General features: G+C 69.2%; 29 protein-coding genes. 4 read left to right on the top strand and 25 right to left on the bottom strand.

Translation table 11 applies throughout. The features are described 5' to 3' along the window. Window positions 1-41 precede the first annotated feature (41 nt). The gene (locus IF30_RS0116005; protein WP_030238021.1) at window positions 42-299 is read right to left on the bottom strand and encodes a hypothetical protein; all 258 of its coding nucleotides are present in this window, start codon (window positions 297-299) and stop codon (window positions 42-44) included. Between the two features lie 157 nt (window positions 300-456). Here IF30_RS0116005 and IF30_RS0116000 point away from each other — a divergent pair, with 157 nt between their 5' ends. Then, window positions 457-1,485, top strand: coding sequence for a hypothetical protein (locus IF30_RS0116000; RefSeq protein ID WP_158835174.1), 1,029 nt, complete (start codon window positions 457-459; stop codon window positions 1,483-1,485). On the opposite strand, the gene IF30_RS47895 is transcribed toward IF30_RS0116000, so the two are convergent. The 11 genes from IF30_RS47895 to IF30_RS0115945 all read right to left on the bottom strand — a co-directional run bounded on the left by IF30_RS47895 (window position 1,482) and on the right by IF30_RS0115945 (window position 9,825). Next, window positions 1,482-1,796, bottom strand: coding sequence for a hypothetical protein (locus tag IF30_RS47895; protein ID WP_158835171.1), 315 nt, complete (start codon window positions 1,794-1,796; stop codon window positions 1,482-1,484). The genes IF30_RS0116000 and IF30_RS47895 overlap by 4 nt on opposite strands. A 420-nt stretch (window positions 1,797-2,216) precedes the next feature. Next, the gene (locus tag IF30_RS0115990; RefSeq protein ID WP_030238013.1) at window positions 2,217-2,423 is read right to left on the bottom strand and encodes a hypothetical protein; all 207 of its coding nucleotides are present in this window, start codon (window positions 2,421-2,423) and stop codon (window positions 2,217-2,219) included. 18 nt (window positions 2,424-2,441) lie between these two features. Next, window positions 2,442-2,651 (bottom strand): hypothetical protein, encoded by a 210-nt coding sequence (locus IF30_RS0115985; protein ID WP_030238011.1) that lies wholly within the window; start codon window positions 2,649-2,651, stop codon window positions 2,442-2,444. Continuing rightward, window positions 2,648-3,262 (bottom strand): DciA family protein, encoded by a 615-nt coding sequence (locus IF30_RS43660; RefSeq protein ID WP_051710384.1) that lies wholly within the window; start codon window positions 3,260-3,262, stop codon window positions 2,648-2,650. Before IF30_RS43660 ends, IF30_RS0115985 begins: the two co-directional genes overlap by 4 nt. 161 nt (window positions 3,263-3,423) lie before the next feature. After that, a complete protein-coding gene (locus tag IF30_RS0115975) occupies window positions 3,424-4,716 on the bottom strand; it encodes a hypothetical protein (protein WP_051710382.1) in 1,293 nt (430 codons plus the stop codon). Window positions 4,717-5,449: 733 nt separating this feature from the next. Then, window positions 5,450-5,674 (bottom strand): hypothetical protein, encoded by a 225-nt coding sequence (locus IF30_RS0115970; protein ID WP_030238007.1) that lies wholly within the window; start codon window positions 5,672-5,674, stop codon window positions 5,450-5,452. Between the two features lie 19 nt (window positions 5,675-5,693). Then, entirely contained in the window at window positions 5,694-6,437 is a 744-nt protein-coding gene (locus IF30_RS44580) for a hypothetical protein (RefSeq protein ID WP_234322714.1), read from the bottom strand. Between the two features lie 14 nt (window positions 6,438-6,451). Further along, window positions 6,452-6,829 (bottom strand): hypothetical protein, encoded by a 378-nt coding sequence (locus tag IF30_RS0115960; protein ID WP_030238001.1) that lies wholly within the window; start codon window positions 6,827-6,829, stop codon window positions 6,452-6,454. Between the two features lie 98 nt (window positions 6,830-6,927). Further along, on the bottom strand, window positions 6,928-8,058 hold the full coding sequence (locus IF30_RS0115955) for a hypothetical protein (protein ID WP_030237998.1): 1,131 nt from the start codon (window positions 8,056-8,058) through the stop codon (window positions 6,928-6,930). Between the two features lie 115 nt (window positions 8,059-8,173). Next, on the bottom strand, window positions 8,174-9,265 hold the full coding sequence (locus IF30_RS0115950) for an AAA family ATPase (RefSeq protein WP_051710376.1): 1,092 nt from the start codon (window positions 9,263-9,265) through the stop codon (window positions 8,174-8,176). A gap of 86 nt (window positions 9,266-9,351) precedes the next feature. Beyond that, window positions 9,352-9,825: a hypothetical protein gene (locus IF30_RS0115945; protein WP_030237993.1), complete on the bottom strand. Its 474-nt coding sequence runs from the start codon at window positions 9,823-9,825 to the stop codon at window positions 9,352-9,354. A 307-nt stretch (window positions 9,826-10,132) separates the two neighbouring features. Between IF30_RS0115945 and IF30_RS43650 the strand changes: the two genes are divergently transcribed. Further along, complete coding sequence (locus IF30_RS43650) at window positions 10,133-10,933, top strand: hypothetical protein (protein ID WP_051710373.1); 801 nt, start codon at window positions 10,133-10,135, stop codon at window positions 10,931-10,933. A gap of 131 nt (window positions 10,934-11,064) precedes the next feature. Here IF30_RS43650 and IF30_RS49330 read toward each other — a convergent pair whose 3' ends face one another. The 11 genes from IF30_RS49330 to IF30_RS0115885 all read right to left on the bottom strand — a co-directional run bounded on the left by IF30_RS49330 (window position 11,065) and on the right by IF30_RS0115885 (window position 19,015). Then, on the bottom strand, window positions 11,065-11,724 hold the full coding sequence (locus IF30_RS49330) for a hypothetical protein (RefSeq protein ID WP_158835168.1): 660 nt from the start codon (window positions 11,722-11,724) through the stop codon (window positions 11,065-11,067). A 74-nt stretch (window positions 11,725-11,798) separates the two neighbouring features. After that, complete coding sequence (locus tag IF30_RS0115930) at window positions 11,799-12,737, bottom strand: hypothetical protein (protein WP_030237986.1); 939 nt, start codon at window positions 12,735-12,737, stop codon at window positions 11,799-11,801. A gap of 111 nt (window positions 12,738-12,848) precedes the next feature. Continuing rightward, window positions 12,849-13,139, bottom strand: a complete 291-nt coding sequence (locus IF30_RS0115925; protein WP_030237985.1) for a hypothetical protein — start codon at window positions 13,137-13,139, stop codon at window positions 12,849-12,851. 118 nt (window positions 13,140-13,257) lie between these two features. Beyond that, entirely contained in the window at window positions 13,258-14,601 is a 1,344-nt protein-coding gene (locus tag IF30_RS0115920; protein WP_030237984.1) for a tyrosine-type recombinase/integrase, read from the bottom strand. Continuing rightward, window positions 14,598-15,164 carry a hypothetical protein gene (locus IF30_RS0115915; RefSeq protein ID WP_030237983.1) on the bottom strand — a complete coding sequence of 189 codons (567 nt, stop codon included), beginning with the start codon at window positions 15,162-15,164 and terminating at the stop codon, window positions 14,598-14,600. Before IF30_RS0115915 ends, IF30_RS0115920 begins: the two co-directional genes overlap by 4 nt. Beyond that, on the bottom strand, window positions 15,161-16,264 hold the full coding sequence (locus tag IF30_RS0115910; protein ID WP_030237980.1) for a hypothetical protein: 1,104 nt from the start codon (window positions 16,262-16,264) through the stop codon (window positions 15,161-15,163). Before IF30_RS0115910 ends, IF30_RS0115915 begins: the two co-directional genes overlap by 4 nt. Window positions 16,265-16,290: 26 nt before the next feature. Next, window positions 16,291-16,851 (bottom strand): hypothetical protein, encoded by a 561-nt coding sequence (locus IF30_RS43645; RefSeq protein WP_158835165.1) that lies wholly within the window; start codon window positions 16,849-16,851, stop codon window positions 16,291-16,293. Further along, window positions 16,848-17,174: a hypothetical protein gene (locus IF30_RS0115900; protein WP_107054407.1), complete on the bottom strand. Its 327-nt coding sequence runs from the start codon at window positions 17,172-17,174 to the stop codon at window positions 16,848-16,850. Before IF30_RS0115900 ends, IF30_RS43645 begins: the two co-directional genes overlap by 4 nt. 92 nt (window positions 17,175-17,266) lie before the next feature. After that, the gene (locus IF30_RS0115895; protein ID WP_030237971.1) at window positions 17,267-18,037 is read right to left on the bottom strand and encodes a hypothetical protein; all 771 of its coding nucleotides are present in this window, start codon (window positions 18,035-18,037) and stop codon (window positions 17,267-17,269) included. Window positions 18,038-18,093: 56 nt separating this feature from the next. Next, window positions 18,094-18,450 carry a hypothetical protein gene (locus IF30_RS0115890; RefSeq protein ID WP_030237968.1) on the bottom strand — a complete coding sequence of 119 codons (357 nt, stop codon included), beginning with the start codon at window positions 18,448-18,450 and terminating at the stop codon, window positions 18,094-18,096. A gap of 133 nt (window positions 18,451-18,583) precedes the next feature. Beyond that, the gene (locus tag IF30_RS0115885; protein ID WP_158835162.1) at window positions 18,584-19,015 is read right to left on the bottom strand and encodes a hypothetical protein; all 432 of its coding nucleotides are present in this window, start codon (window positions 19,013-19,015) and stop codon (window positions 18,584-18,586) included. Between the two features lie 30 nt (window positions 19,016-19,045). Between IF30_RS0115885 and IF30_RS0115880 the strand changes: the two genes are divergently transcribed. Both IF30_RS0115880 and IF30_RS0115875 read left to right on the top strand, forming a co-directional pair. Continuing rightward, complete coding sequence (locus tag IF30_RS0115880) at window positions 19,046-20,020, top strand: hypothetical protein (protein ID WP_158835158.1); 975 nt, start codon at window positions 19,046-19,048, stop codon at window positions 20,018-20,020. Window positions 20,021-20,035: 15 nt separating this feature from the next. After that, on the top strand, window positions 20,036-20,527 hold the full coding sequence (locus IF30_RS0115875) for a hypothetical protein (RefSeq protein ID WP_030237959.1): 492 nt from the start codon (window positions 20,036-20,038) through the stop codon (window positions 20,525-20,527). Window positions 20,528-20,550: 23 nt separating this feature from the next. On the opposite strand, the gene IF30_RS47890 is transcribed toward IF30_RS0115875, so the two are convergent. Next, a complete protein-coding gene (locus IF30_RS47890; protein WP_030237955.1) occupies window positions 20,551-20,871 on the bottom strand; it encodes a hypothetical protein in 321 nt (106 codons plus the stop codon). Window positions 20,872-20,992: 121 nt separating this feature from the next. Further along, window positions 20,993-21,940 (bottom strand): AAA family ATPase, encoded by a 948-nt coding sequence (locus tag IF30_RS50230; protein WP_051710372.1) that lies wholly within the window; start codon window positions 21,938-21,940, stop codon window positions 20,993-20,995. Between the last annotated feature and the right edge of the window lie 58 nt (window positions 21,941-21,998).

Genomic DNA, 21,998 nt, shown 5'->3' with positions numbered 1-21,998 from the left:
CTGGGCTCGAGCCCTCAGACGAGCTCAGCCCACGAATCAGTTCAGCCCCAGGTGGAGTCGTCCGGGGTGTCCGGGTTCTGGTCCTGGCCGGTCCGACCGGTCTGATCGCCAACCGGAGGTGGCGCGATCACGCCCCAGGTGGAGTCCGCGACGACCGCGGTGTCCTGGTCACCGTGGCCCCAGGTGGAGTCGGCTGCGCTGGCTCGGGTGGTGGCGTAGGTGCTGTACAGGGCGAGGGCTGCCAGGACGGGCAGCAGGACGGCTACGGCGGCGCGGCGGAGGTTGGTTGTGAGGTACATCGGGTCTCTCGGATCGGTGGATGGGATTCGGTGGCCGGTACTAGGCCGTTGGTTTGAGTGCAATTGGATGATCATCCGCACTAAGGTTCGCCCTGACCGCATATGCCGATCAAGGGGAGCGTTGGTGCACGTCCGTCCGGTGTCCGAAGGTACATCGTTGAATACTGAAGAATCGGACAAAGCGGCGGCCGCAGCGGCTGCCCTGACGTCAGGCGCCTTGCCGCGACCTGCGCTTGTCCTCTGGCAGCGCGCCCTTCGCCACGAGCGCATCCCGGACGACAGCCCATACCTGGACCTTCTGCTCACACTGGGCCTGCTGGTGCCGGCGAGCGTCGAGCCAGGTCGGTACACCGCAGTACCGCTGGAGGTGTTCGAACGTCGCGCGACGGCCACGGCCCTGGACACCCTGCAGGAGACCTTGGACAAGGTTCGCGGTCTCCACATCCTCATGGGGAGCCTGTCCAGGGAAGGCTGCACCTCGACCAACGGCATCGAGTACGTCTACGGCTGCAACGTGAACTACGCCATTGATGAGAAGATCGAGGGCGCCAGCCATAGCCTTCTGACCGCACAGCCCGGCGGGGCCCGCTCCCCGAAGAAGCTGGCGTACTCCTGGGAACGGGACAGCAAGGCGATCCGCCGCGGCGTCGCCATGCGCACGCTCTACCACTCCAGCGCGATCGCCCCGGGATCGGACGGGACCGCTACCCGGGAGTGGGTGGACTACATGACCGGCCTCGGCGCCCAGGTCCGCCTGCTGGCCGCGCCATTTACCCGCCTCATCGTCATCGATGAGTCCACCGCGTTCATCCCCAGCTTCCACACGCCGCCGGAGAAGGGCTCGGCGCCGGCCTGGATCGTGACCGCCCCGGCGATGGTGGCGTTCATCGTCGAGGTCTTCAATCTCGCCTGGGACCGCGCCGAGCCATGGCAGGCCGACCGCAGCGACGACCAGGGGACCGGGCCGGTGACCACGCAGCAGGAACGGTCGATCCTGCGCTCACTGGTCGCCGGCCGCACCTACGAGGTCATCGCGCGGGAGTTGTCCGTCTCGGTGAGCCGAGTCAAGCAGGCACTGGGCGCGCTCCGACGGAGACTCGCCGAGCTCGGTGAGTTCCAGACGGTCCCGACCCGCGATCAGGTCATCTACTGGTGGGCTACCAGCCGGGAGCAGCACCTGGACTAGCGGGCCTTGGCCACGTCCTCGAGGTCCTTCAGCAGTTCCAGGACCGCCAGGGCGCCGGTGAGGTCGAGACCGGCGTCGGGGTTGGGGGGCAAGCCGAGAGGCCCGCCGCCTTCGCGTATCGCGTGCAGGCCGCCGACGAGGCGTTCCAGTTCTTCGGCGACGACGGTGACGACCTGGCTCACCGAGCTGGGAGCTGACCAGCTCAGACCGGCTGTGGTGAGAACCCTGGTCCAGTGTTCGCGTGCTTGGGAGACTGCCTCATCGGCGGCAGCGGCGGACGCCGACCGGGCCTGCCAGGACGCGAGGTTCACCACGGGAGCGAGACGGGGTGACCGATGCTCGGGTACGTCGTCGGTCAACGCGGCACTCGGGGACATGCAGAGGGCTCCGATCGTGGGTCCGGCAGGCAAAGGGTTTCAAAAACCCCTCGAAGGCGCTAGTGCACGGCCAGGATTTAAGAGTCTCTTATGGCCATTGTCATTTCCCCCCTCCTGCACTGACACCGTGTTGCCGACAAGGATTGACAGTGCAGCAAGGGGGGTATGAGCCCCCTCTACCCCCGCCATCTGGCGGGGGTAGCGAGGTAGTTGGGAGGCGTACTCCCAGCCGGGGATTCTAGACACTTCGTCAGCCTCTGTCACGACGGCGGCGGTTCTCCGCCACTGATGACCGAAGTTGCTCGGCCCTTGAACTCTTGATCCTGTCCGATGTGTTGTTGCGGAATTCAGAGGTCAGTCCCAGTCGTCAAAAGGGCCCGTCAAGCCCCGGGTTTCGTGGTACGGCAGCCCGTCGATGTAGTGGGGCTCGAGAAACAGCTGGTCAACGCCAGCTCGATCCATGTGGCCGGGTGAGGCGGCCCGCGCGCGCCGGGCAAGAAGGGTGGTCTGCTGCAGAGCCTGAAGCTGGCGTGCAGACAGGCCGGAAGCGATCGTTGCCACGGAAGTCTCCTCGGGGGTTCAGGTGTTAACGAGCTGATCGAGTAGGGAGCGCTCGAACGTGAGTTCGTAAGCGTCCTGGAGTTCCCAGACGGTGCGGTGCGGGTAGCGGGTCTTCTCGCTGCCGACCCAGGCGGACACCGCCTCCCAGCACACGCTGGTCATCGGATGGACGTCGTGGTGGAGCAGGCAAGCCCGCGGGGCGCTGGCGGCTGACCCGGTGTCGTTCACGTTGGTTGCTCCCTTCGTTGCTGACGTGCGGTGGCAAGTGCGCGGTAGTGGGATTCGAGCGAGCGCCGAGCAGAGGAGAACTGCTGGGCTTCGGCCACAGCACGGGCCAGATCGCGGCCGGGCAGGAACCGGTCCTCCGGTTCGCGTCCCAGCCGGCCGTACCCCACGGGCAGGAACGGATTGACCGCCTCGCTGTCCTCGGGGCTGTTCTTCGCGGTACGCAGCTGCTGTCGCACAGCGCAGTACTCAACCCCGGGCGGCTGCCCGCTCCAGCCCTTGAGCGTTGGGCGCCCCGCGGACACAGGCCGGTGCTGGTCGACCGGCTCGGGCTCTGCCGGGTGGGTAGTGCCGGTGCGCACCCGGATGCTGCCGACGGTCCCGGGGAACCGTTGCTCCAGGAGCGCGAGGAGACGGGCCTGCTCCAAGCGCAGCGCCGTGGACCAGGCTGCGCTCGTTGCGCTGATGGTCAGGACTTTGGCGCTCGGGTCGTACCCGACAGCGCGCCAGTTCTTCGCGCGGTCCGGACCGACGAGCCCGGGCCACTGGTCGAGGATGCTGCCGGCGGAGGCGCCGCGCTTCCAGCCTGCCTCCTCCACCAGGCGCTCGAGCACTGCGGCGAAGGCCGCTGGCTCACGGCCTCCGGAGTGGGCAGCCGCCCTTTTCGGCGTCTTGGGCTCGGCTCGCTTGGGTGCGAATGTTCGCTGCCGAGCGGCTTCCCGGGCCTGGGCGAGTGCTATCCGGGCAAGGTCGGGTCCGACCGGCGCGTGGTCCCTCATGCCACCACCGCCAGTCGGGTCCGCCGGGACACCCAGGAGAGGCGTAGTGCCGGGTCTACGACCTGACCGAGCAGTCGGCGGGCGACGTCCAGACCGTGGGCCTCGACCATGACCCGCACCAGTTCCCCTCGGCCTGCTGCGAGTTCTCCCCGGGCCTGGGTGCGCAGGTCGTTGATCTCCTCCAGGGTGAGCCCGTCAACTGTCAGGTCCGGTTCCGGCTGAATGTCCGGTGGGGGCACCTTGGCCGCCGCAGACCGGGTGTCGAGCCAGGCCATCCACTCCGGGTTGGTGTCCGGAGCGGCGCGGTTCTCGGCTTCGGCAGCGCGCTGGGCTGCTTCCGCCTCCAGGATGCGCTCCAGGTGAAGACACGCGGCCAGGTAGCGGTGCGGCCGGTCGGGCCGCCAGATCACCCCTCCGCGAGCGGTCTTCGCCTGCTCGCGGACCCACACCAGGATGCGGATCTCGTCCCAGCCTCGGGCGACCAGGTCGAGCAGTGTCCATGACAGCTGCCGAAGGCTCGCAGTCTGGCACCAGGTCACCAGTGGCCGGATGTACCGGGCAGCCCGCTCGGCGCGGTCGGCCATGGCCCGGGTGACCGTTGCTCCGAGAATCGTCCTCCGGGGCTTGCTTTTCGTCGGCCGCGCGTGCGTGGTAGTTGAAAACCCATCACTTACCTGAACCTGACCCTCTTCCTTAACCACCCTCAAGGAAGGGGTACGCGACGCCTTTGCCGCCGCGTCCTGCTGAACCCGGTCGATGCGCTCCTGGCGGCCCCGCTCGGTCACCCCGATGACCCGGGCGGTGTACCCCGTGCCCTCGATCCGGTTTCCGACGTGCTGGTCGAACAGTGGAGGGACCACGGCGGCGTACACCGTCGCCGTCGCTGCGTATCCCTCCTGGCCGCGGGCCCGCTTGGAGTTGAAGTGGCTGCCGTGCTCGGCCCAGGCAAGCCAGCCGGCGGCGCGTAGGTGGCGGATGTGGGTGGCGACGGCGGTCCGGGATAGGCCTGTGCGGTTCATCACACCGGCCCAGCAGTAGCGGACCCGACCAGTGGTCCAGTCCATGCGGGGAACGAGGTCCTGAGCGACAGTCAGCGTGGTGGCTGTCGCCCCGGGGATGAGTCCGGCCTGGTAGGCGATCTGAACGTCGCGCCACCACCGGGCCGGGGTAGTCCGCCGGGACGTGGTGCCGGTGATGGTCTCAGTCCGGGCAGGCGACCACTTCCGGGTGGACTTCGACGCGCTTGCATTCTCGGTGGATTGGCGAACAGGGGCGTGGTAAGGCACCATGATGGTGCGCCTCCTTCCTGAAGAGGGCGCGACAGAGCCCCGTCTCGGTGCTCTGGGTGTGAACCCCGTCGGCCGGTGGCCTGGAAACCGGAGGCCTTCGGGGGTGAAGTCCGCAGGGAAGAGCTGGTACTCGACCCGGCGGGGTGACATTGCGGCTGGCCTTGAGATGGTGGAACATCTCGGCCGGCCTGGCGGCCCGGAGGGCTGCCTACGTGCGGCTTACCTCATACTCTCTGCCTTCTCGGGAGAACCACCCTGACCAGATCCGGTCCGGGAACACGACGACCCGCCATGCGGCGCCGGAGCGGGATGCTCGACGGCGGCAAGGCGGGTCGGGGTAGTGGATGCGGGCAGGCGCCCGCTATCATCGGCCTGCGGCACTGCGCTTCCTCTAAGACGGGTTGTGTGTCGTCGGCAGAAGGCCCGGACTTCCACGAACGGGCGCTACTGCACCTGGGGTCTCCCACTCGCACACGCGGTTCCGACGCCGCGCGAGACCGGGAAGGCCCCAGTTCGATTTTTGAGGCGAGGTCATGTCACTGCCCGTCAGGGCAAAGACGCCAAGGCTGTAGCGTACCCCCTTGTTACCGGACGTAGCCAACGACCCGCCCGGCTCACTCTAGACCGGGACCGGCACTCGCGTCGCACTAATAGGAATGGCGACCACCGCTTCCGCTTGGCCAGCGAAAGGGCCGTCACCAGGGCGGATGCCTGGACAGCGTCGTCCGGAGCGTCATTGACGTCCGGCCTCGGCCGTCATGCGGCGCAGCATGCCCAGCAGCCATTCCAGGGCAGCAGCCTCGGCTGCGGCTGACGACCAGCCGCGGCCGAGCATCTCCCGCTTGATGCCGTCAGCCACGTCGAAGAACGGAGCCAGGACCACCGCCAGGTCCATCAGGTTGACGCCGATCTGACGGGCGGTCTCTTCGGCTGTCGGCTCTCGCCCACCCTTGAACATCACCAACACGTTCCCTTCGTCAGGCGGCCAGAAGACCGGCGGCGTCGACCAGGTCGGTCCAGTACTGGTAGCCGATCCGCTGCTTGCACAGCCCGCAGCGGATCACAGCCTCCGGAACCGGCTCGTACACCAGCTCCCCGCCGCACGTGCCGGACGGGTCGGTGCGGGACGGCAGCGGACACGGCGCCTTCAGGGTGCATGGCCGCCGGCGGTCGTTGTTGACCACGGCGGTCATCCGCCGCACCAGCAGGCGCACGTCGGTGTCGAGATCGTCCACGTCGCTGTACCCGCCGCCACAGGCCCAGCGCAGGTTGGCGCCGAGGAACTCCAGCACCCCAGCCACCGTCTGATCCTGACCGCCGCGATGAGGCGTCAACGGCCACCGAGGATCGTGGCGGCGCAGCTCTGCCCGCCACTCGTCCTCACGGGCCAGAAGCGGACCGGTGACTCCTCCGGCCAGCAGGTCATAAGCCTCCAGGTTGCCGGGCGCGGTAGACCCGTCCGGCCCGCTGGGCGGCTTGGGCATGCCCTCCTCCCGGGGCGCTGCGCCCTGGTGCACCACCTCGCTGAGCCGCGGCCACAGCGTGCGGATCTCCTGCAGCCCGCTCGCGATCCGGTCCTCGCAGAGCCAGCAGACTCCGCGACCAGCGCTCAGCTCCTCGCGCTTCAGCCGGCGCGGGCAGCACTGGCAGACCGGGGTGTCAGCCGGGCCTGCCGCACGGCCAGCTCGGACAACAGCGGCGTCGTGATAGATGGACGTCAAGATTGCTCCCCCCTTCAGGCAGCGTCCTCCCGCCGAATCGGCATCGGGACGACGGAGTCGTAGACGGCAGCCAGGTTCTGGCGGCGCTTCGCGCGCGCCAACGTGGCGGCCTCGGTGCAGTCGGTGCAGCGGCAGCCCTCCAGCACGTACCGGGACTCGGTACCGCAGATCTCCCGCTGCGGAGTGGGCTTGTCGCCAGCGGCGATCGCCCGTGCCGCAGCAGCCATCTGCGCGAGAACGGGCTCGCGCTTCAAAAGCCGGTAGATGGTGCTGGGATCGACCTTCATCGCGGCCGCCGCGGCCGCGATCGTCGGGCTGTCACGCAGCACGACGATCAGACGCGTGTACTGCTTCGGCTGGATACGGGCTGGCTGCCCTCGCTGCCCTGCCACTGGCTCCCCCTGTCTTGGCAACTGGCTCTTTCGTCGTGCTCGAGTTCCTTGCGGCAGGTCGAGCGGCCCGGCCGGACATGGCACGGGCCGCTCGACCCCTACTTGGCAGCGGTGGAGACGCTGATTGCGCGGGACGCCGCTTTCTTGATCTTCCGCATGGGAACGGCAATGCCGGCAGTGATCAGCGCCTTGACCATCCGCTCCTTGTCCGGGACGGTCGGGATCGGCACCTGCAGGTCGTCGTACAGCTCGATGATCTGCCGGAAGTCGGGCTCCTCCTGGGCGCTTTCGGGGCTGCGCCATTCCAGCAGGTGCGCGCCGTACTGGCCCTCGGGGGTGGCGTCGACTGCCTTGCGGACGAACTTCTTGATGCGGTTGGCGGCGGACCACTGCTCGTGCGCGGCGGTGTAGTCCGCGAGCTTCTGCGCCACGTCGGCGTCCGTGCGCACGATGTTCGCCTGCACGGGACGACCGGCTGCCGGAGCGCCCCAGCAAGCGGTTGCGAAGGGGCAGAAGTCGCACACCGTGTCGATCCCGGGGCCGTAGAAGTCCCTACGGGCGTCTTCGGGTGACTTCGTCTCGGTGATGCGCTGGAGCCACCAGCGGGCCTCCTCCGCACGCTGCGGGTCGTACGGGATCTCCTGGACGTGCTCCTCGCCGGAGTCCCGGTCGATGAACCGAATCCGGATCCTCTCGACGGGGATCGGCCCGAGCCGGGCCAGGGCCCGCTGCCCGTCCACCGCCAGGAAGCCATGGGTGCGTAGGACACGGGCGTAGGTATGGACTTGACGAAGCTCGGCATCGGTCGCGCCATACCGGAGCACCCGGTCCCAGCGTCGGACGGTCTTCGTCTTGATGTCCTCGACGGTGTTGACGTCGGCGGGGACTTTCGGTCGGAGCCGGCGGGGCAGTCGCCGGGCTGTCGCCTGGTCTAACTGGACGATGTCGATGGTGCCCCGGATCTCTTCGTCGGCGACGCGCTTCTCCACCAGCCACCCGAACTCCCGCTTCGCGGCGGTAGTCAGGCCTTCGTGGATGTACGTGCCGAGGATGGCGGCCCGGCTGATGACGTGATCGGTGCGGGGCCACCCGTGATAGACGTATGCGGCACGGCGTTCGCACACCGTGTCCGAGGCACCGAGCTGCCGCTGCTTGGATCGTGGTCGAGCACGGTCGACGGCATCGGCCGCTATCCAGATCGAGGGGGACGGCGCAGGAGGGGCGGACATGGGTGAGCACTTCCCGGTAGGCACGCGGTCCCGCGTTCGCGGGTGCGCTGATTCGTGGGGACGGAAGCTGGTGGGCAGCCCGCCCGGGCTGCCCACCACGGCGGTCAGGGGGCGCCTACGCCGCTTCCTGGCCGGTGAATTCGGCGTCGGCCTCCGCCTGCTGTGCTTCCGCTGCCGCCCGCAGACGACTGGCATCGTCGTCAGGAGTGCCATCGATGTCGGCGGCGGGTGCGGCAAGCTGTCGGACCCGTTCCTGGACGGCCAGGCGCACGGTCTTCCACTCGGTCTCGCTCAGCCCGGTAGCGGGCCCGGCGTCGAGCTCCTTCCAGAGCTTCACGCACGCGTCGCGGTCCAGGGCCGCCGCGATACGCGCCATCCACGGCCCGGTGCGGTCCCCGGTGAGCGCCGGCATGTTCCGGGGCTGACTCTCGGCCGAGCACCCCAGGAGATCGAACACCAGGCGTTCGATGGAGAACCCAGGCAACGGCATGGGCTTGCCGCTTTCGACGCGGAAGCGAAGTGTGCGGGCCTTGATCAGCTGCGGGTCCTGGTCGCGGCGCATCCGAATCCAGACGGTGGAGTCGAACCCGAGGTCCTTCTGGGCCGCGACCTTCCACTCCCGCACGACGCGGCGCCGCTCGTCGAGCAGCGGCTGGCCGTTCTCGTCCGTCGCGGAGATGTCCTTGCCCCTGGCCAGGATGATCGCGATACCGGGAAAGGTCTGAAGTGCGTGGATGACGCGGTACCACCGGTTGGTGGAGTCGTTCCACAGGTTCCGCGTCACGTCGACGTTCGCGTCCGGGTTGCGCTCCAGCTTCGCCCGGTTGTTGTCGGTTCGGCGGGCACGCTCGTAGGCCCAGTCCGAGAGCATCCGCCACAGGGCCGTCCCGGAGTCGATGGCGAGGACGACCGGCTTCTCGCCGGCCTCAGCAACGCGGCGGGCCTCGGCCTTGACCGCCTCGACCTGTTCGGCGATGTCCAGGTAGGAACCGTCATGCTCGATCACCTCGAACCGGGCACCGGGAATCGCCCCGTACTCGTCGGCCGAGCCTTCGGCGAGATCGAGCACATACATCTGGCCGACCTTGTCGGAGGCGCTGAACTCGATCGCGCTGTACGTCTTCCCGGCTCCCTCATCACCCTCGATGAGGATCAGAGGGAAGGGCACGATGCCGGTTGGCTTGCGGGATTTGATCTTCGGTGGCACTTGGGGGTACTCCAAGACGAAAGGGGGCTCATGGAGGCGGGGGCAGCCCAGTGTCGGCTTCCGGGAACCTGCCGCCCGCCTGGACATCAGCGCGGCGGGTAGCGGTGCTCCAGCCACGCGGCGGCGACCTGGTTCACGGTCGGTTCCCAGCCGCGTTCGCTGGCCTCGGCCTGCGCGTAGTTGGCGACCTGGTCGCGGCGTTCCGTGGTGCTGCGAACGGTGACGGTCTCCTTGGCGGAGGTGCCGCGCTTCGCACGCACCGGCCGCTCCGGAATGAACTCGCCTGCGAGGAAGAGCTGCAGACCCTCATCGACCTCAGCCGTGACCGGATGGTCGGGGGTGGCGTCCTCCTGCGCCTGCTTCCACGTGTCCGTGTGGACGTACAGGGTCAGGGTCGGGTTGTCAGGCCGTGAACGGACACGGCTTTCCCGTGCGGCCGCCTCAGCGACGGCAGCGGCATGCTCGGCCGCCTCCGGGGTTCCCAGTTCCTTGAGGAACGTCGCGGCGGCGAGCAGGCGGTGGCCGAGACCGCTGGCCTTGGTCGTGGATCGGGTGGCCATCGTGGGGTGTCCTTTGCTGGGCGGACGCCCACCGCTCGGGACGGTGGGCGGACGCGCGGTGCGCGTTCTCACGCCAGTGTCCTCCTATTCAATTGCGCGCGCATCTAAGTACTGACGCGCTCGGTTGCTGATGATCCCGACGCTACAGCTATTCGAATGCGCGCGCAATTGAATACGGCTAGACTGTCGTCAGCCAAGCAAAAAGGGCTGCCCCGCCCGCACCAACTGTGCGGAAGGACAACCCAGACGCAGACATCGTACTGAAATCTCCCGGCAAACCACACCCCCAGTTTCAGGAGCCCCACCAGTGACCCGACACACCTACCTCGACACCGAGTACCACCCCGACCGCCGGACCATCGGGGGACTGCTCGAACTCGCCATCACCGACGGCTCCGGCAACACGTACTTCGCCGTGAACGCGGCCATGGACCAGGACGCCGCCCGCGCCCACCCCTGGCTACGCGACAACGTCTGGCCTCACCTGCCCACCCGCGCAGGCGAACTCGACCTCGCGCACCCGGACGTGAAGACCCCCGAGCAGATTCGCGACGACCTGACCGCCTGGTTCACCGCGACCCCCGGCGACGAGCCCGCCGAGCTGTACGCCTACTACGGCGCCCGCGACGAAGTGAACCTGCAGATGCTCTTCGACAGTGACTGGAACAACAACCACCGTCAGATCCCGATGCACGTCAACGACCTGCGCACCCTGCGGACGCTCGCGGGGATGCCCGACATGCCGCCGCGGCCAGCAGACCATCACCACCCGGTGGCGGACGCCCAATGGGCCAAGCTCGCCCACGAGCACATCTCCCGCCGCCTGCCGACCAAGTACCTGTCCCGCGAGACGTGCCTCCACCCGGACTGCAGCCGTGACTACGACCCCTCCGGGACCATCACGGGCTACTGGATGTCGTACGCCAACGTCGGCCGTGTCTGCGACAACCACCAGCCCTACGGCCGCCACCTGAGCGACCACTACCCCACCCAGCGCGGCGGCCGCGGGAACCACACCATCACCTGCTCCTGCGGGCACAGCACCAGCGCGGCCGCCTGGTCGGGTGAAGCCGCCGCAGCCTGGGCTGTTCACCTGGCCGGCGCCTGAAGCACTCGCCACCCCTAGTGCAACGCATTGTCCGATGCCGTGTTGCACTAATAGGAGCGCCGAGGCTGCCTGTCGCCTTCCCAAGCCGGATCAGCTACTGGGAAGCGGTAGAGGTTAGTCGGGGGCTGGTGTCAGCTCTTGGCGTCCACCACGACTACCGAGGGCTCGGTGGCCGCCCACTCGACGTCGATCATCCGCCGCTCGGGCTGCTGGCTCAGTGCCTCGACGTTGACGCAGTCGGCGCGGTGCACCGAGACGTCGTTGCCGCGGGTGGTGAAGCCGACGATCGGGTCCCCCGGCGCCGGGGAGCAGCAGTTTTCGACCAGGGTCAGATCGTAGTCGGCGGCCTTCTTGGCGGCCTGGAGCAGCTGGTCGATGCGGCCGCGCGATACACCGAACCGCTCACTGAAGGTCCGGTTGTTCCAGCGCTTGCCGTCCGGTCCGTACTCGGAGCGCTGCGCGTCGAGGAGGCAGACTCCTCGCAGGGTCATGTACCGGCCTCCGTCTCCGCGGGCGTCGGCGGGGATGAGGTCGTAGCGCTCCAGGGGCGGGGTGTTCCAGAACGTGTCACTGTCGGCGAGTTCCTGGCGGACGATGGTCACGGCCTTGGTGCGGCTGCTCGGCAGGGGATGCACCATCAGGGTGTAGGCCTTGAGAAGGGCTTCGAGCTGGTCGGTGTTCTTCTCGGCGTGGGCCTTGAGGACTTCCTGGGCCAGCCGGCGGTAGGGGCTGTTGTCGCGCACCATGCGAGGGTCTCGGGTCGGCAGCGTTTCGAGCAGAGGCAGCGTCATGTCGAGTCCTCGTGGAGTGACGGGTGGCCGGCACCCATTTTTAGTGCCTCGCGCCGCCTTTGTCAAAGATTTTGCTATGTAGGGCCGTCTCCCCGGGCGACCCGGTAGAAGTCGGTGGCGATCGGCCATCCGGCTTCCCCGGCGTGGTGGCTGTTCGCTCTCCGGATCCACGACAGCCAAGCGGTGTCCAGGCCGGTGCGCAGGATCCTGACGCCGGGCGGGACCTGCCGAGGCGATCCGTCCTTCTGCGCGCCCGTAGTGTGCCGCAGGGTGATGAACAGCGCCCGGGAGCCCTCCAGGCCCTGGCGAAGCGTGTCCTGTACGACCTGGTCTCGCACCGGAAGCCACATCTTCAACGCGGCCGTCGTGTTCGGGTGCAGCAGGCACTCCTGCTCCACCCGCTCGGTGTGCCGCCCTGGCGCGGTCCACGCGAGTCGAATGCGCGAGAAGTCAGCGGACAAGTCGTCCACGTTGGCGGCGACCAGGCCGCTGGGCGTCGTCCCGGTGTCCCACAGCAACTCGACGGCGGCGAGCAGGCGCAGCCGGTACGGCTCCCAGCGCTGGGGGCCGGGCTCGCTCAACTCGCGGCGCAGGACGACGTGCTCCAGCGGAGCGACCGGGTTCTTGGTGTGGCCGGCCCACGGCCGCATGCCCTTGGCCTCCCACCAGTACGGGCGGTTCCCGGCTGCCCTGTTCAGGTCCGCCAGGCCGTCCATGATGTACCGGACGCTGGAGGGCTTCAGGCGGTTGTAGGGCGGTTTCGCCCGGCACTGCCCGGCGGCGATGTGCCCGAGCAGGGTCAGCGGCCACTCGTGGTACCCGACGACCTGCTCGTCCAGCAGGGCACCGGGAACCCGTAGCAGGGGACGGGCCAGGAACGTCAGGCCACGCTCGACGGTGGCCACGGTCACCCTGAGGCGCTCGCCTCGCTTCTCGCTGGTGTGGATGTCACGGTCCGCGAGAGCGACCCGCAGGACGTCGTTCAAGTGGTCGAAGGCCTCACCGCCGCTCATGGGAAGAGCGTACGGGCAGCGGAGCGTTCGCTGTGAGCGCCCGGGCAGAACTCCGCCGGATCGTGCGTCGGAGACGGGTGAGGTCTCGCGGCGGTCAGCTCTGGGGTCGCATCATGGCCGCCATGGGACCGTGAGCGCGGGCGCTGGCGTCCCCCGCAGCGTTCCGCCGCTGTTCATGGTCATATCGCCGCGCTGGAAGTGCATGACGCTCGCCGTCGTTTCGCCGATCATGGTGACCGGGCGGGGCCCGGCCAGAGGCGAGGCGTTCAGCGGAACGACCGTCCACTGGCCTTGTGCTGCGGGATCAGGAAGCTGCTTGCCCAGATACTCCGGCACCTTTCCAGGGGCGAGTCGGTACCAGCCGGTGTCGGGGGCGGTCCACGCGTTCGACATGTCGAGCATCTTCTCCCACGACCATCCGCATCCGCTGGCCATTTTTCGGGCGGGCCGGGAGCGGCAACCGCGTGGCCCCGGGCGGCCCGGCGGGTGCCATGGGCTGATCTGCCCGAGCGGTAACCGCCTACGCGACGACCGTCTGGCTCGCCGCGAGCCGCATCCTCTCCCGGGCCTGCCGGGCGACCGCCCAGGCGTTCTCACCGCTGGTCCGGATCTTCCGGAAGTAGCGCTTCATCGCCGCGGACCCCTTGGCCCAGTCACCGAGCATCGCGATAACGTCCTCCGGCACGTCCGACTCGTACAGCTCGGTTGCCCCGCCGGCCCGCAGGCCGTGCGAGGTGACGGAGGAGGCGGTCTGTTCGTTGAGCAGCGCGTTGTGGCCGAGCCCGACGCGCTGCTCCTCGGTGAGGTGTGCGATCTTGGCGTACGCCTTCCTGGCGAGGGCCTTGACGAACTTGTTGATGGCCTCGCCGGAGAGCATCGACAGCCGCGTCCAGTCCTCTGCGGTGAGCTCGCGGTCCTGCTTGTCGGTGCCGTCGGGGTGCTTGGGTCGGGTCTGCGGGGTGAGGCGCACGGCCAGGCGGCCGGCCTTGTCCAACGCCCGGAAGAGCGCCTGGTCCTGCGGCTGGTGGATCAGGCGGCCGTACTCCAGCCAGGCCCGCACCCGGCGGACGGGGCAGATATGGGGGGCGTCGTCCCGGGCCGGGATCCAAGCCTCGAAGACCGTGCCGTCCTTGTGGGTCTTGCGGTCCACCAGCCGCACGTGCATGCCATCGCGCTCCAGCGTGACGTGGGTGACGAGCAGGCTGGCCAACTCGATCCGACGGGTGAGCAGGTGGAAGCCCAGGCAGGCGATGGCCGCGTCGCGCAGGTCGGCAGGCCGACCGGATTCGTCGCAGACCGCGACCATCAGCTCCAGGTCGACCTCGCGGATCGCCGGTGACTGCTTGTCGGTCTTGGTGCGGCTCCACCTGGCCCGGTACGCCGCGATCATCGCAGAGACCTGCCGGGTTCCGGGCCGGGTGTTGCCCGGGGTCTCCTCCTCCTGCCAGGTGACGACCGTGCTCTTGTGGGCCGCGATGGTGTCCGGGTCGAGGCCGCGCTGGATGAGACCGCCGATGTACTCGATCAGCGTCGCGGTGGTGCACGGCAGGGCGACCCGGCCGCGGTCGTCGCACCAGCGCTGGAACAGGCCGATCTGGCTGCGCCGGTTGCGTTCGGTGTTCTCCGGCCGGGCCGCCTCGATCAGCTCGGCGACGTCCTCGGAGATGACGTAGTCCGCGGCGGAGTACTGCGGCGCGACGAAGGCGGCCGGGATCGGCCGCCCGGCGACCAGCACGGTGTCCCGGGTGAAGTCGCTGAGGTCCAAGCCCAGGGGCTCGCGTACTGCGGGAAGGGCTTGCTCGTCGTCGTCCAGCAGTTCGGCGTCGACGACCTCGGCGGGAGTTGACTGATCGAGGGTGGTCACGGAACCTCCTGTACGACGGGGCCAGGCCCACCAGGGGGCGGTGAAGGTGTGTTCGGAAGGGCCAGTGCGCCCGGTGGCAGGCCAGCTTTCAGGACTACGTCGTTGACGCCGGCTAGGAGATTGTCCGTGTCGTAGGTGAGCACCGCCCAGGTCCGTCGCCGGGCCTGGGCGGTGCGGCGGAACGCGGCGTGCAGCGGCAGGCCGAGGTAGAGGACGGCGCCGCCATCGGGGATGGTCGTGTCGGCCACGGTGCCCTGAGGTGTCAGACACCAGGCGTGTTCGAAGACCGGGAACATCAGCGGGGCGTCCGGGACCAGGACGAACCCCTCGACGTACGTGGCGCCGGTGGCGTCGGCGTACTTGCTGGCCTCCTCGAAGCAGCGGCCCAGCCGCCCCCGGGGCTGATCCGCCGGCCAGGGGGCAGGGTGGTAGAGGACTCCGAAGGCGGCAACGAGCGCGGCAAAACTACGGAAGCGCCAGCTCTCGTCACCGGAGTGGAGTTGGGCGTACGTGTCCACCCAGTGCCGCAGCTTCTGCTCGGCTTCGTCGGCGGCGCCGGTCACGATGCGGCCTCCTGCGGTCGGTCGGCGGGCGTCTCGGGGGCAACCGGAGTGCGGGTGACTTCCATCCAGACGTTGGCTGGCCTCCAGGTCACGGTGTAGCCGTGCTGAGGGGCCTTCTCGACGGCCCACCGGTAGTGCTCGATCACCTCGGGGAGGCCGTCGAGGTCGTTGCCCATGAGGGTGTAGCCCCCGGCGAGGCGGTACCGCACCTCGATCTGGTGGGAGGACTTGACTGCCCGCGAGCCGTCGCGGCCGCCGCGGGCCCGGAAGGTGAAGCCCTCCTGGCCGTCGCTGCCGATGGCCAGACCCATCGCGCGGAAGAGGCGCTCAGCCTGAGCGAGCGTGATCTTCTTCGCGGGACTGCCCGCTACGGCCCGCTGGGCGGTCCTTGCTTCCGGAACGACCGGGCCGGGCGCGGGTTCGTTGTGTGGATCGGCCGCTTCCGCGGTCCGCAGAAGGTCAGCCACCAGAGCGGACGGGTACTCCGCCTGATCGGCCCACTTCTGTGCTTGCTGGACCAGGTGGCGCAACTGCTTGGCGGCCAAGTCCAGGCGGCCAGCGGCAAGTGCCGTGTCCACGGCTCCGTGGGCGTAGGAGGTGGTGCGCAGGATCTGGCCGAGGCCCGAGTGCAGGCCTTCGGCGGTGTTGTGGACCGGTTCCTGGGCGCGGCGGTTGATGAAGCCGGCCAGCTCGTTGACCTGGTCGCGGACTCGCACGGCCGACGGCCCGGGCTGCCGACCGGCGAGCAGCGCGGCCACCTGCACGTTGGTGTCCTTGCGCAGGCGGGCGATGTCGTCCAACGGCGCTGCCTCGGTGGGCCACGCGCGCCGGGCAGCCCGGTCGAGGAGAGTCTCCAGCTGGTGGAGCGCCACCGTCTCGGTGAAGCCGTCCGCCGCAGCGCCCTCGCCGAGAAGCGTGGCCTCGCTCAGCAGGTTCTCCACGGAACGGGCCGCCAGGCGGGCGACCACCGCGTCGACGGCCTCGCCGGCCACGCGGTGGTCGCTCACGCGCGCGGCGATGACCTGGTGAAGCCGGTGGATCCGGTCACGGTACCCGGCGCGCTCCAGTTCTTCGGCGTGATCGTGCGGGTACTGCTCCATGGAAGTGCCTCTCTGGTCGGTGCTGTTCAGGTGCTGGCCGTCAGCCCGTCTTGCAGCAGCGGGTACAGGGTCTCGGGGCGTTCGAGGACGCCGCTGCTGAACCGGGGGTTCGGGCGCAGCGTCGGGGCCAACGGGATGCCGAAGTACGCTGTGTCCTCGCCGAGTTCAGTCCACGTGGGATCGATCGCGTTGCCGTCGCCGTCGGTGCACCAGGCGTGGGCGGTAGCCACCGGGCTGCCGGTAACGATCGCGAAGCCCTCGACGTAGCGCAGGTGCGGGTGCGCCCGCTCGATGGCGGCCGCGTTGTGAAAACACTCCCTCTCCGGGCCACGCGGGATGGCTGCAGGGAGGCTGACCGGGTTGAACCAGCGTCCGTGTTCGAGGACGAGCTCGAACACGGACCGGTACGCCCAGCCGCTGATTGGCCGGTTCGCCTCGCGTTCCATGGTGATGTGCATGTTCATCCAGCCGAGCAGGGCCTGCTCGGTGGCGTTCTCGGGTGGACGGATTCTCAGTGCCGGGACCACCTGCTCGCCCTCGGCCCAGAACGCGCGGGCGGCGGCGGACTCGTTGTCCGTCACGCTCATGCGGCGGCCGGGCCGGCGGCCCACGGGTCCGGGACGGGGGTGGCGGTGATCCAGCCGGTAGCCGTCTCGTACTCCATCTGCGAGGTGGCGTGGCAGATGCTGGCCTGCTGGTCGCCGTAGAACATGACCTTGAGCCGCTGGCCGGCGGTGTCCACGATGACGCCTTCGCGGCCGTCGTGGCGGACCCGGCCGCCGAGCGCGACCGTGATGCCCAGGCGGCGCTCCAGCCTGTAGTAGGCCGCGATGTGCTCCAGGTCGGCGGCCTGCCGCTGCCTGGTCTGGGCCTCGGCTTCGGCGCGGTCCTCGGGGTCGTCGTACGTCATCCGGGTCTCCTTGACGGGGTGTGAGCGGAACGGGAACAGCACGAAGGCGGCTGGCGGGGTGCGTCCGGCGGGCCCGTTGGCCGGGGTCGGGTTCACTCGGCGGCGGGGGCGGCGTGCGGGGCGAGCGTGTCGATCACGGTGCGCAGCGTCTCGCGGATGGCCTTCTCCCGCCGGGCCCACTGCCGCCGGAGCTGCTCCGGGTCCGGGGTGGTGACCAGGTTGGGCTGCTGCAGCAGCAGGTCGGCGCCGCGCAGCGACTCCCGCGCCACCTCGTAGGCGGCCAGCAGCGGTTCGTAGCGGGCGACGGCGGCGGCCTCGATCCGGCAGGCCCGGTCGGTGCAGCGGATCTCGGCGCGGACGGTGAGGAAACCGGTGCCGTCGGAGGTGACGGTGACCGGCACGGGCGCGGTGGGTTCGGCACGGCGGCAGGGGTGGTTGTCGGCGAGCTCGGTCCGGGCCTCCTCGTGCAGGCCCGGGTAGCCGCCGACCTCGGACAGCAGATCCGCGGTGATGCCGCGTTCGTAGATGTGGGTCACCGCGGCGGGCAGCTCCCGGCCGGGCGCGGCCGCCTCCGGGGTGGTGCGGGTGCCGGGGTAGTCGGGGTGGTCGCGCCAGCGCTGGGCGAGGTCGACCAGTTCGACGCCGTTCGCCGCCCGGCCCATCAGGGAGGCCGGGGCCGTGCCGTCGGCCTGGTCCGCGATCTCGCCAACCAGGGCCAGCCGGCGCTGCAGGGCGCGCCGGGTGGAGTGGTGCAGACCGGGGGCGGCCAGCTCCTCGTGCAGCCGGGAGCGCACGAAGCCGACGAAGGCGTGAAGCTGGTCGGCGGCGGCGGCGGCGGGGCGGCCGGACGGTTCGGACGGCACGGGCTGGATTCCTGTTCGGTCGGCTCAACTGCGGTGCGCGAGAGCGATGTTGGTGATCAGTCTGTCATGCGGTCGACCCGGTCCTGGACGTCCCGCAGCTGGCGCAGCGCGGCCTCGGGGTCGGTGGTGGCGAGCTGTTCGAGCCACGGGTTGTCGGGGTGCTCGTCGTGGCCGTACCAGAGCAGCGACATCTCCCGGAACAGGCGCAGGGCGTGGAGCTGCTGGAGCGCGCCCCTGTCGTGGGCGTGGGCGAGGACCTGGTCGAGCCGCGGGAGCAGGTGGGTGAAGTGCTCGCGTTCGGGGGCCGGCCGCTCGGGGTCCGCGGTACGCTCGGCGACCCGGGCCCGGACGAAGCCGGCCAGCTCGTCCAGCAGGCGCCCGAGCGGCGTCCCGGGTTCGGTCGACGTCGCCACGATGGCCTCCTGCCGGAAAACGGTGCTTGCGAGGGAAGCCCTCTCACAGCGGTTGCCTCGTATATTGCCAGATATACGAGGCTAACCATCGTTAACGCGCTGTGCGGGGCCTCGAAGGGCGGTTGAGCGGGCGTCAGCGGACAGCCGACCGGCGCGCGAGCGCGGTCGGCCGCCGAGGCGCTATCCGACTGGCGCGCACAAGATCAAGCAGCGCGGCCGCGGGCAGGAGTGACAGTTGACCGGCCGGCGCCTTCCGATCAAGTGCGGCGAGCAGCGCGGCGGGCGCAGTGATCGCAGCGCTGTTGTCCCGCTCGATTCGCTGGGCGCAGCGCGAACACGGCTTTCCCGACAGCGAGTTGTCGAGATCGCCCCACAGTGCCGAGGAGCCACAGGCCAAGATGACGCCGACGCCCCGCTCCTTCGTCCGGCCCCGGTGGTCCAGGCGGCCCCAGGCGACCCGCAGGACCAGCGGCCACTGATCGTCTGTCGGCGGCGCGTCCACCAGCGAGCGGCGGCCGACTGGCGCTGACGCGGCGTCAGTGCCGTGCGAGATGATGGACTGCACGATGCCCCTCGCCTCCCGGGAGATGCGCCCATGAGCCTTGCCGAGCGTGCCGACTACATCCCGCCCGCCCACGTCGCATTCACGCGCGGGACTCGGCATGCAGAGCAGAAAATGGCCACTCAGATCAACCATGGATATGCCATTTGGGAAGAGGAGCATATCACGCACGAGCTGTGCGAGAAAATGTTTCCAGAGGTCCGCTATGCAAAATTCAACCGTCCGCAGGAAAAGCGCACCGGAGCCGACTACATGTGGTGGTGGGTTGACCGTTCCGGCCAGTCCTTCGGCTGCCTGATTCAGGCGAAAAGCCTCAAGCGGATCGGGCGGAAATGGAAAGTCGGCTCTGACGCCCCTCTGAAGCTGGAGCAGCAGCTGACCCTCCTGCTACGCAGTGCCGACCGTCTGGGCTTGCCCGCCGGCCTCATGCTGTACGCCGGGGATGTGGACTACCGGTCGGCCATGAATTGCCCGAGCAGGCACCGTGACACCGCCTGTCACCTGCGGGAAGGCGCAGGCGTGACCCTCCTGCCCGCGCTGCCCGTCCGCGACGAGACCAAGGACGAAGCGATCGCCGCCACCCGGCTTCGGCACCTGCCGGGCGGCCCCGACGCGGTGAGCGTCTTCCACCAGGCCACCCCGATCGTCGACCTCTCCAACCCAAACGCGCCGGAAACCCCCTTCACCGAACTGGCACTGTCCGGAATTCGTAAGGAACTTCGGCCATTCCTGGAAGTCGACCAAATCGGCGCCCCGCGCATCGCCAGGACGATGTTCAACATGCTCGGCAGTTATCGCGGCCATGAGCCCGACTTCATTTATGACGGCCCACACCGAATGCAAACCCTGGGGCCTCGGATCCGGAACTACTTCAGCAGCGAATTCGTACGGCACATACAGCGCGGCTTGCGCCCGCAACTGCCCGAATACGTCCAGGCCTGCCTGGACGGCGACCCGCCCACGGACATCACCCAAAACGCCGCCGGCATCGTCCTGGTCGAGCTGTAGACCCCGGAGACCGCCATGACCACCGACACCCTGACCCGCCTCCCGGTCGCTCTGAGCGCCAGCAATGACCCAACCCCCGTGGAGAAGGCCGTCACCGAGGGCATCGCCGCCGACTTCGAACCCGAGACGTTCCTGTGGATCGCCTTCCGCCGTCCCGACGGCGGCGCCAGGATCTGGTACTCCTGGACCACTGGCGGCGCCCCGCTCGGCGACCGCATCGACCAGGCCGCTCTCACCGCACGGCTCGACTGCTCAGACTGGTTCTGGATCGGCAACCGCCACCTGACCAAGCACACCCGGGGCCGGATCACCATCGACGCCTACCCGCTACGGCCCATCCAGGCCGACGTCCGAGGCGGCGTACGCGCCCCCGAGACCGAGCGGGACGCACTGCGCCGCCTCATCGACACCGCCTTCGCCATGAGCGGCCGGCCCCGCTCCGAGCCGACGATCGACGTCGGCCGCTGGCTCGGCGTCGGCCCGGGCCTGCTCAGTGGGAACAGCTGACCAGCGGTAGCGCGGCACGGCCCTCAGCGGGGCTGGCCGCCCATCGGGGTACTGATCATGTGGACCGGCTGGTTCTTGTGGAAGCGCTCGGCCGTCCGGCGCTGCTCCAAAACCTGGTCGTACAGCGGAAGCGCCTCGGCGAACGCCTCAGGTGCAGAGTTGCAGAACTTGGTCTCCTGGCTGCCGCTGTAGGCGAAGCCGTGCACCCGAGCCACCCACCCCACGGCGCTGTCGTCCGGATCCCCCTCATCAGGGCCGACATAGAAGAGCAATCCGACCCGGCCCGTCTCGTCGTGGAGCTCCATGCTGCGAGGGTCGTCGGTCGACTTGATTTCCAGAGCCATCGAAGATCCTCGCGCAGGTGCGGGTGTTGCAGGGTCTCGGACAGGTTAGCCGGAGCCGCCGACAGCCCGGCGGCCGCGGCCGGCAGCGGTGGTCTGGCACCGCTGCCCGCCGCGCTACCGACTACCGGTGCGCGGAGTCCAGGAACGCCTGCAGATGCTCGGAGGAGCCCAAGAGCAGCCAGGAGCCGACCGCGAAGACGGTGTCAGGATCGTGGCCGGCGCGGGCGCCGGGCTGCAGCCACTGATCGGCAACCTTCGTCCAGCCGCCGGCACGGTCGGCGTATCGGCCGAAGATGCCAGCAAGGTTCTCCGCGACCTCGGTGTACGTCTCGGGACGCCGCACCCAGCCTTCCAGAACGTCCGCGACGCCATCGGCGACCTCCGGGTCGAACCGCTTCGGCCGATCATCCAGGTCGCCGCCGACGGTGTAGGCCAGGTTCAAGAGCCGGGCGGACTCCCAGCTGCCCTCCCGCCCGGAGGTCAGCGGATGCGGGCCGTAGAGGGACGCCGGAAAGCGCAGCACCGCCCGGTACAGCGCCACCAGGGTGGACGCGACCGCCTTCCGACCCGCCTTGTCCCACAGCGCGGCCAGCCTCTCCGTGGAGTCGTCGCCCTCGACCGGGTGGTTGACGGGGCGCACGGGGCCGCGCTCGGCGACGATCCGGGCGTAGGGCCACGGCTCCTCCAAGCCCGGCCTGTTCAGGCTGGAGGACGCCCGGTACAGTCCGTTCCCCGCAGTGAGCCAGCCCTGCCACTGGGCATCGACCAGCCGGTAGGGCCAGCCGCCAGCTGGCTCCTCCTGAGAGGCCGCGCTGAGCCGGGCGTCGTTCTGCGAGTCGAGGTCGACCAGGACTACACGCTGGCCGTACTCAGCCAGGCCCGCTCGAAGGTCAACGGCGTGGGTCGTCTTGCCTTCACCGCCCGGCGTAGCTGACGCGATCGGGACGGCTGGCCGAGCGTCCGGCTCCTTGCCTCCAGCACGCAGCAGTTCGGTGTACTGGGCAGTGGAGCCGTCTTGCTGCGCCTTACGGGCACGGCGGCCGGCACGGGACTGGTTCTGCTTGGTCACAACGGTGCTCTCACATCCGGCGGGTCGCCCACGCACCCCGCCCGGAGAAGGGCACGGT

The sequence above is a fragment of the Streptomyces sp. NRRL S-350 genome, assembly GCF_000719705.1.
Classification (GTDB): Bacteria; Actinomycetota; Actinomycetes; order Streptomycetales; family Streptomycetaceae; genus Kitasatospora.
This window is presented reverse-complemented; position numbering and strand designations above follow the sequence as displayed.

Coding starts and splice junctions, on each gene's coding strand:
- IF30_RS0116005 (WP_030238021.1), bottom strand. CDS start 299: ATGTACCTCACAACCAACCTCCGCCGCGCCGCCGTAGCCGTCCTGCTG.
- IF30_RS0115975 (WP_051710382.1), bottom strand. CDS start 4,716: ATGGTGCCTTACCACGCCCCTGTTCGCCAATCCACCGAGAATGCAAGC.
- IF30_RS0115970 (WP_030238007.1), bottom strand. CDS start 5,674: ATGTTCAAGGGTGGGCGAGAGCCGACAGCCGAAGAGACCGCCCGTCAG.
- IF30_RS0115955 (WP_030237998.1), bottom strand. CDS start 8,058: ATGTCCGCCCCTCCTGCGCCGTCCCCCTCGATCTGGATAGCGGCCGAT.
- IF30_RS0115945 (WP_030237993.1), bottom strand. CDS start 9,825: ATGGCCACCCGATCCACGACCAAGGCCAGCGGTCTCGGCCACCGCCTG.
- IF30_RS49330 (WP_158835168.1), bottom strand. CDS start 11,724: ATGACGCTGCCTCTGCTCGAAACGCTGCCGACCCGAGACCCTCGCATG.
- IF30_RS0115930 (WP_030237986.1), bottom strand. CDS start 12,737: ATGAGCGGCGGTGAGGCCTTCGACCACTTGAACGACGTCCTGCGGGTC.
- IF30_RS0115925 (WP_030237985.1), bottom strand. CDS start 13,139: ATGCTCGACATGTCGAACGCGTGGACCGCCCCCGACACCGGCTGGTAC.
- IF30_RS0115910 (WP_030237980.1), bottom strand. CDS start 16,264: ATGGAGCAGTACCCGCACGATCACGCCGAAGAACTGGAGCGCGCCGGG.
- IF30_RS43645 (WP_158835165.1), bottom strand. CDS start 16,851: ATGAGCGTGACGGACAACGAGTCCGCCGCCGCCCGCGCGTTCTGGGCC.
- IF30_RS0115900 (WP_107054407.1), bottom strand. CDS start 17,174: ATGACGTACGACGACCCCGAGGACCGCGCCGAAGCCGAGGCCCAGACC.
- IF30_RS0115880 (WP_158835158.1), top strand. CDS start 19,046: ATGAGCCTTGCCGAGCGTGCCGACTACATCCCGCCCGCCCACGTCGCA.
- IF30_RS0115875 (WP_030237959.1), top strand. CDS start 20,036: ATGACCACCGACACCCTGACCCGCCTCCCGGTCGCTCTGAGCGCCAGC.
- IF30_RS47890 (WP_030237955.1), bottom strand. CDS start 20,871: ATGGCTCTGGAAATCAAGTCGACCGACGACCCTCGCAGCATGGAGCTC.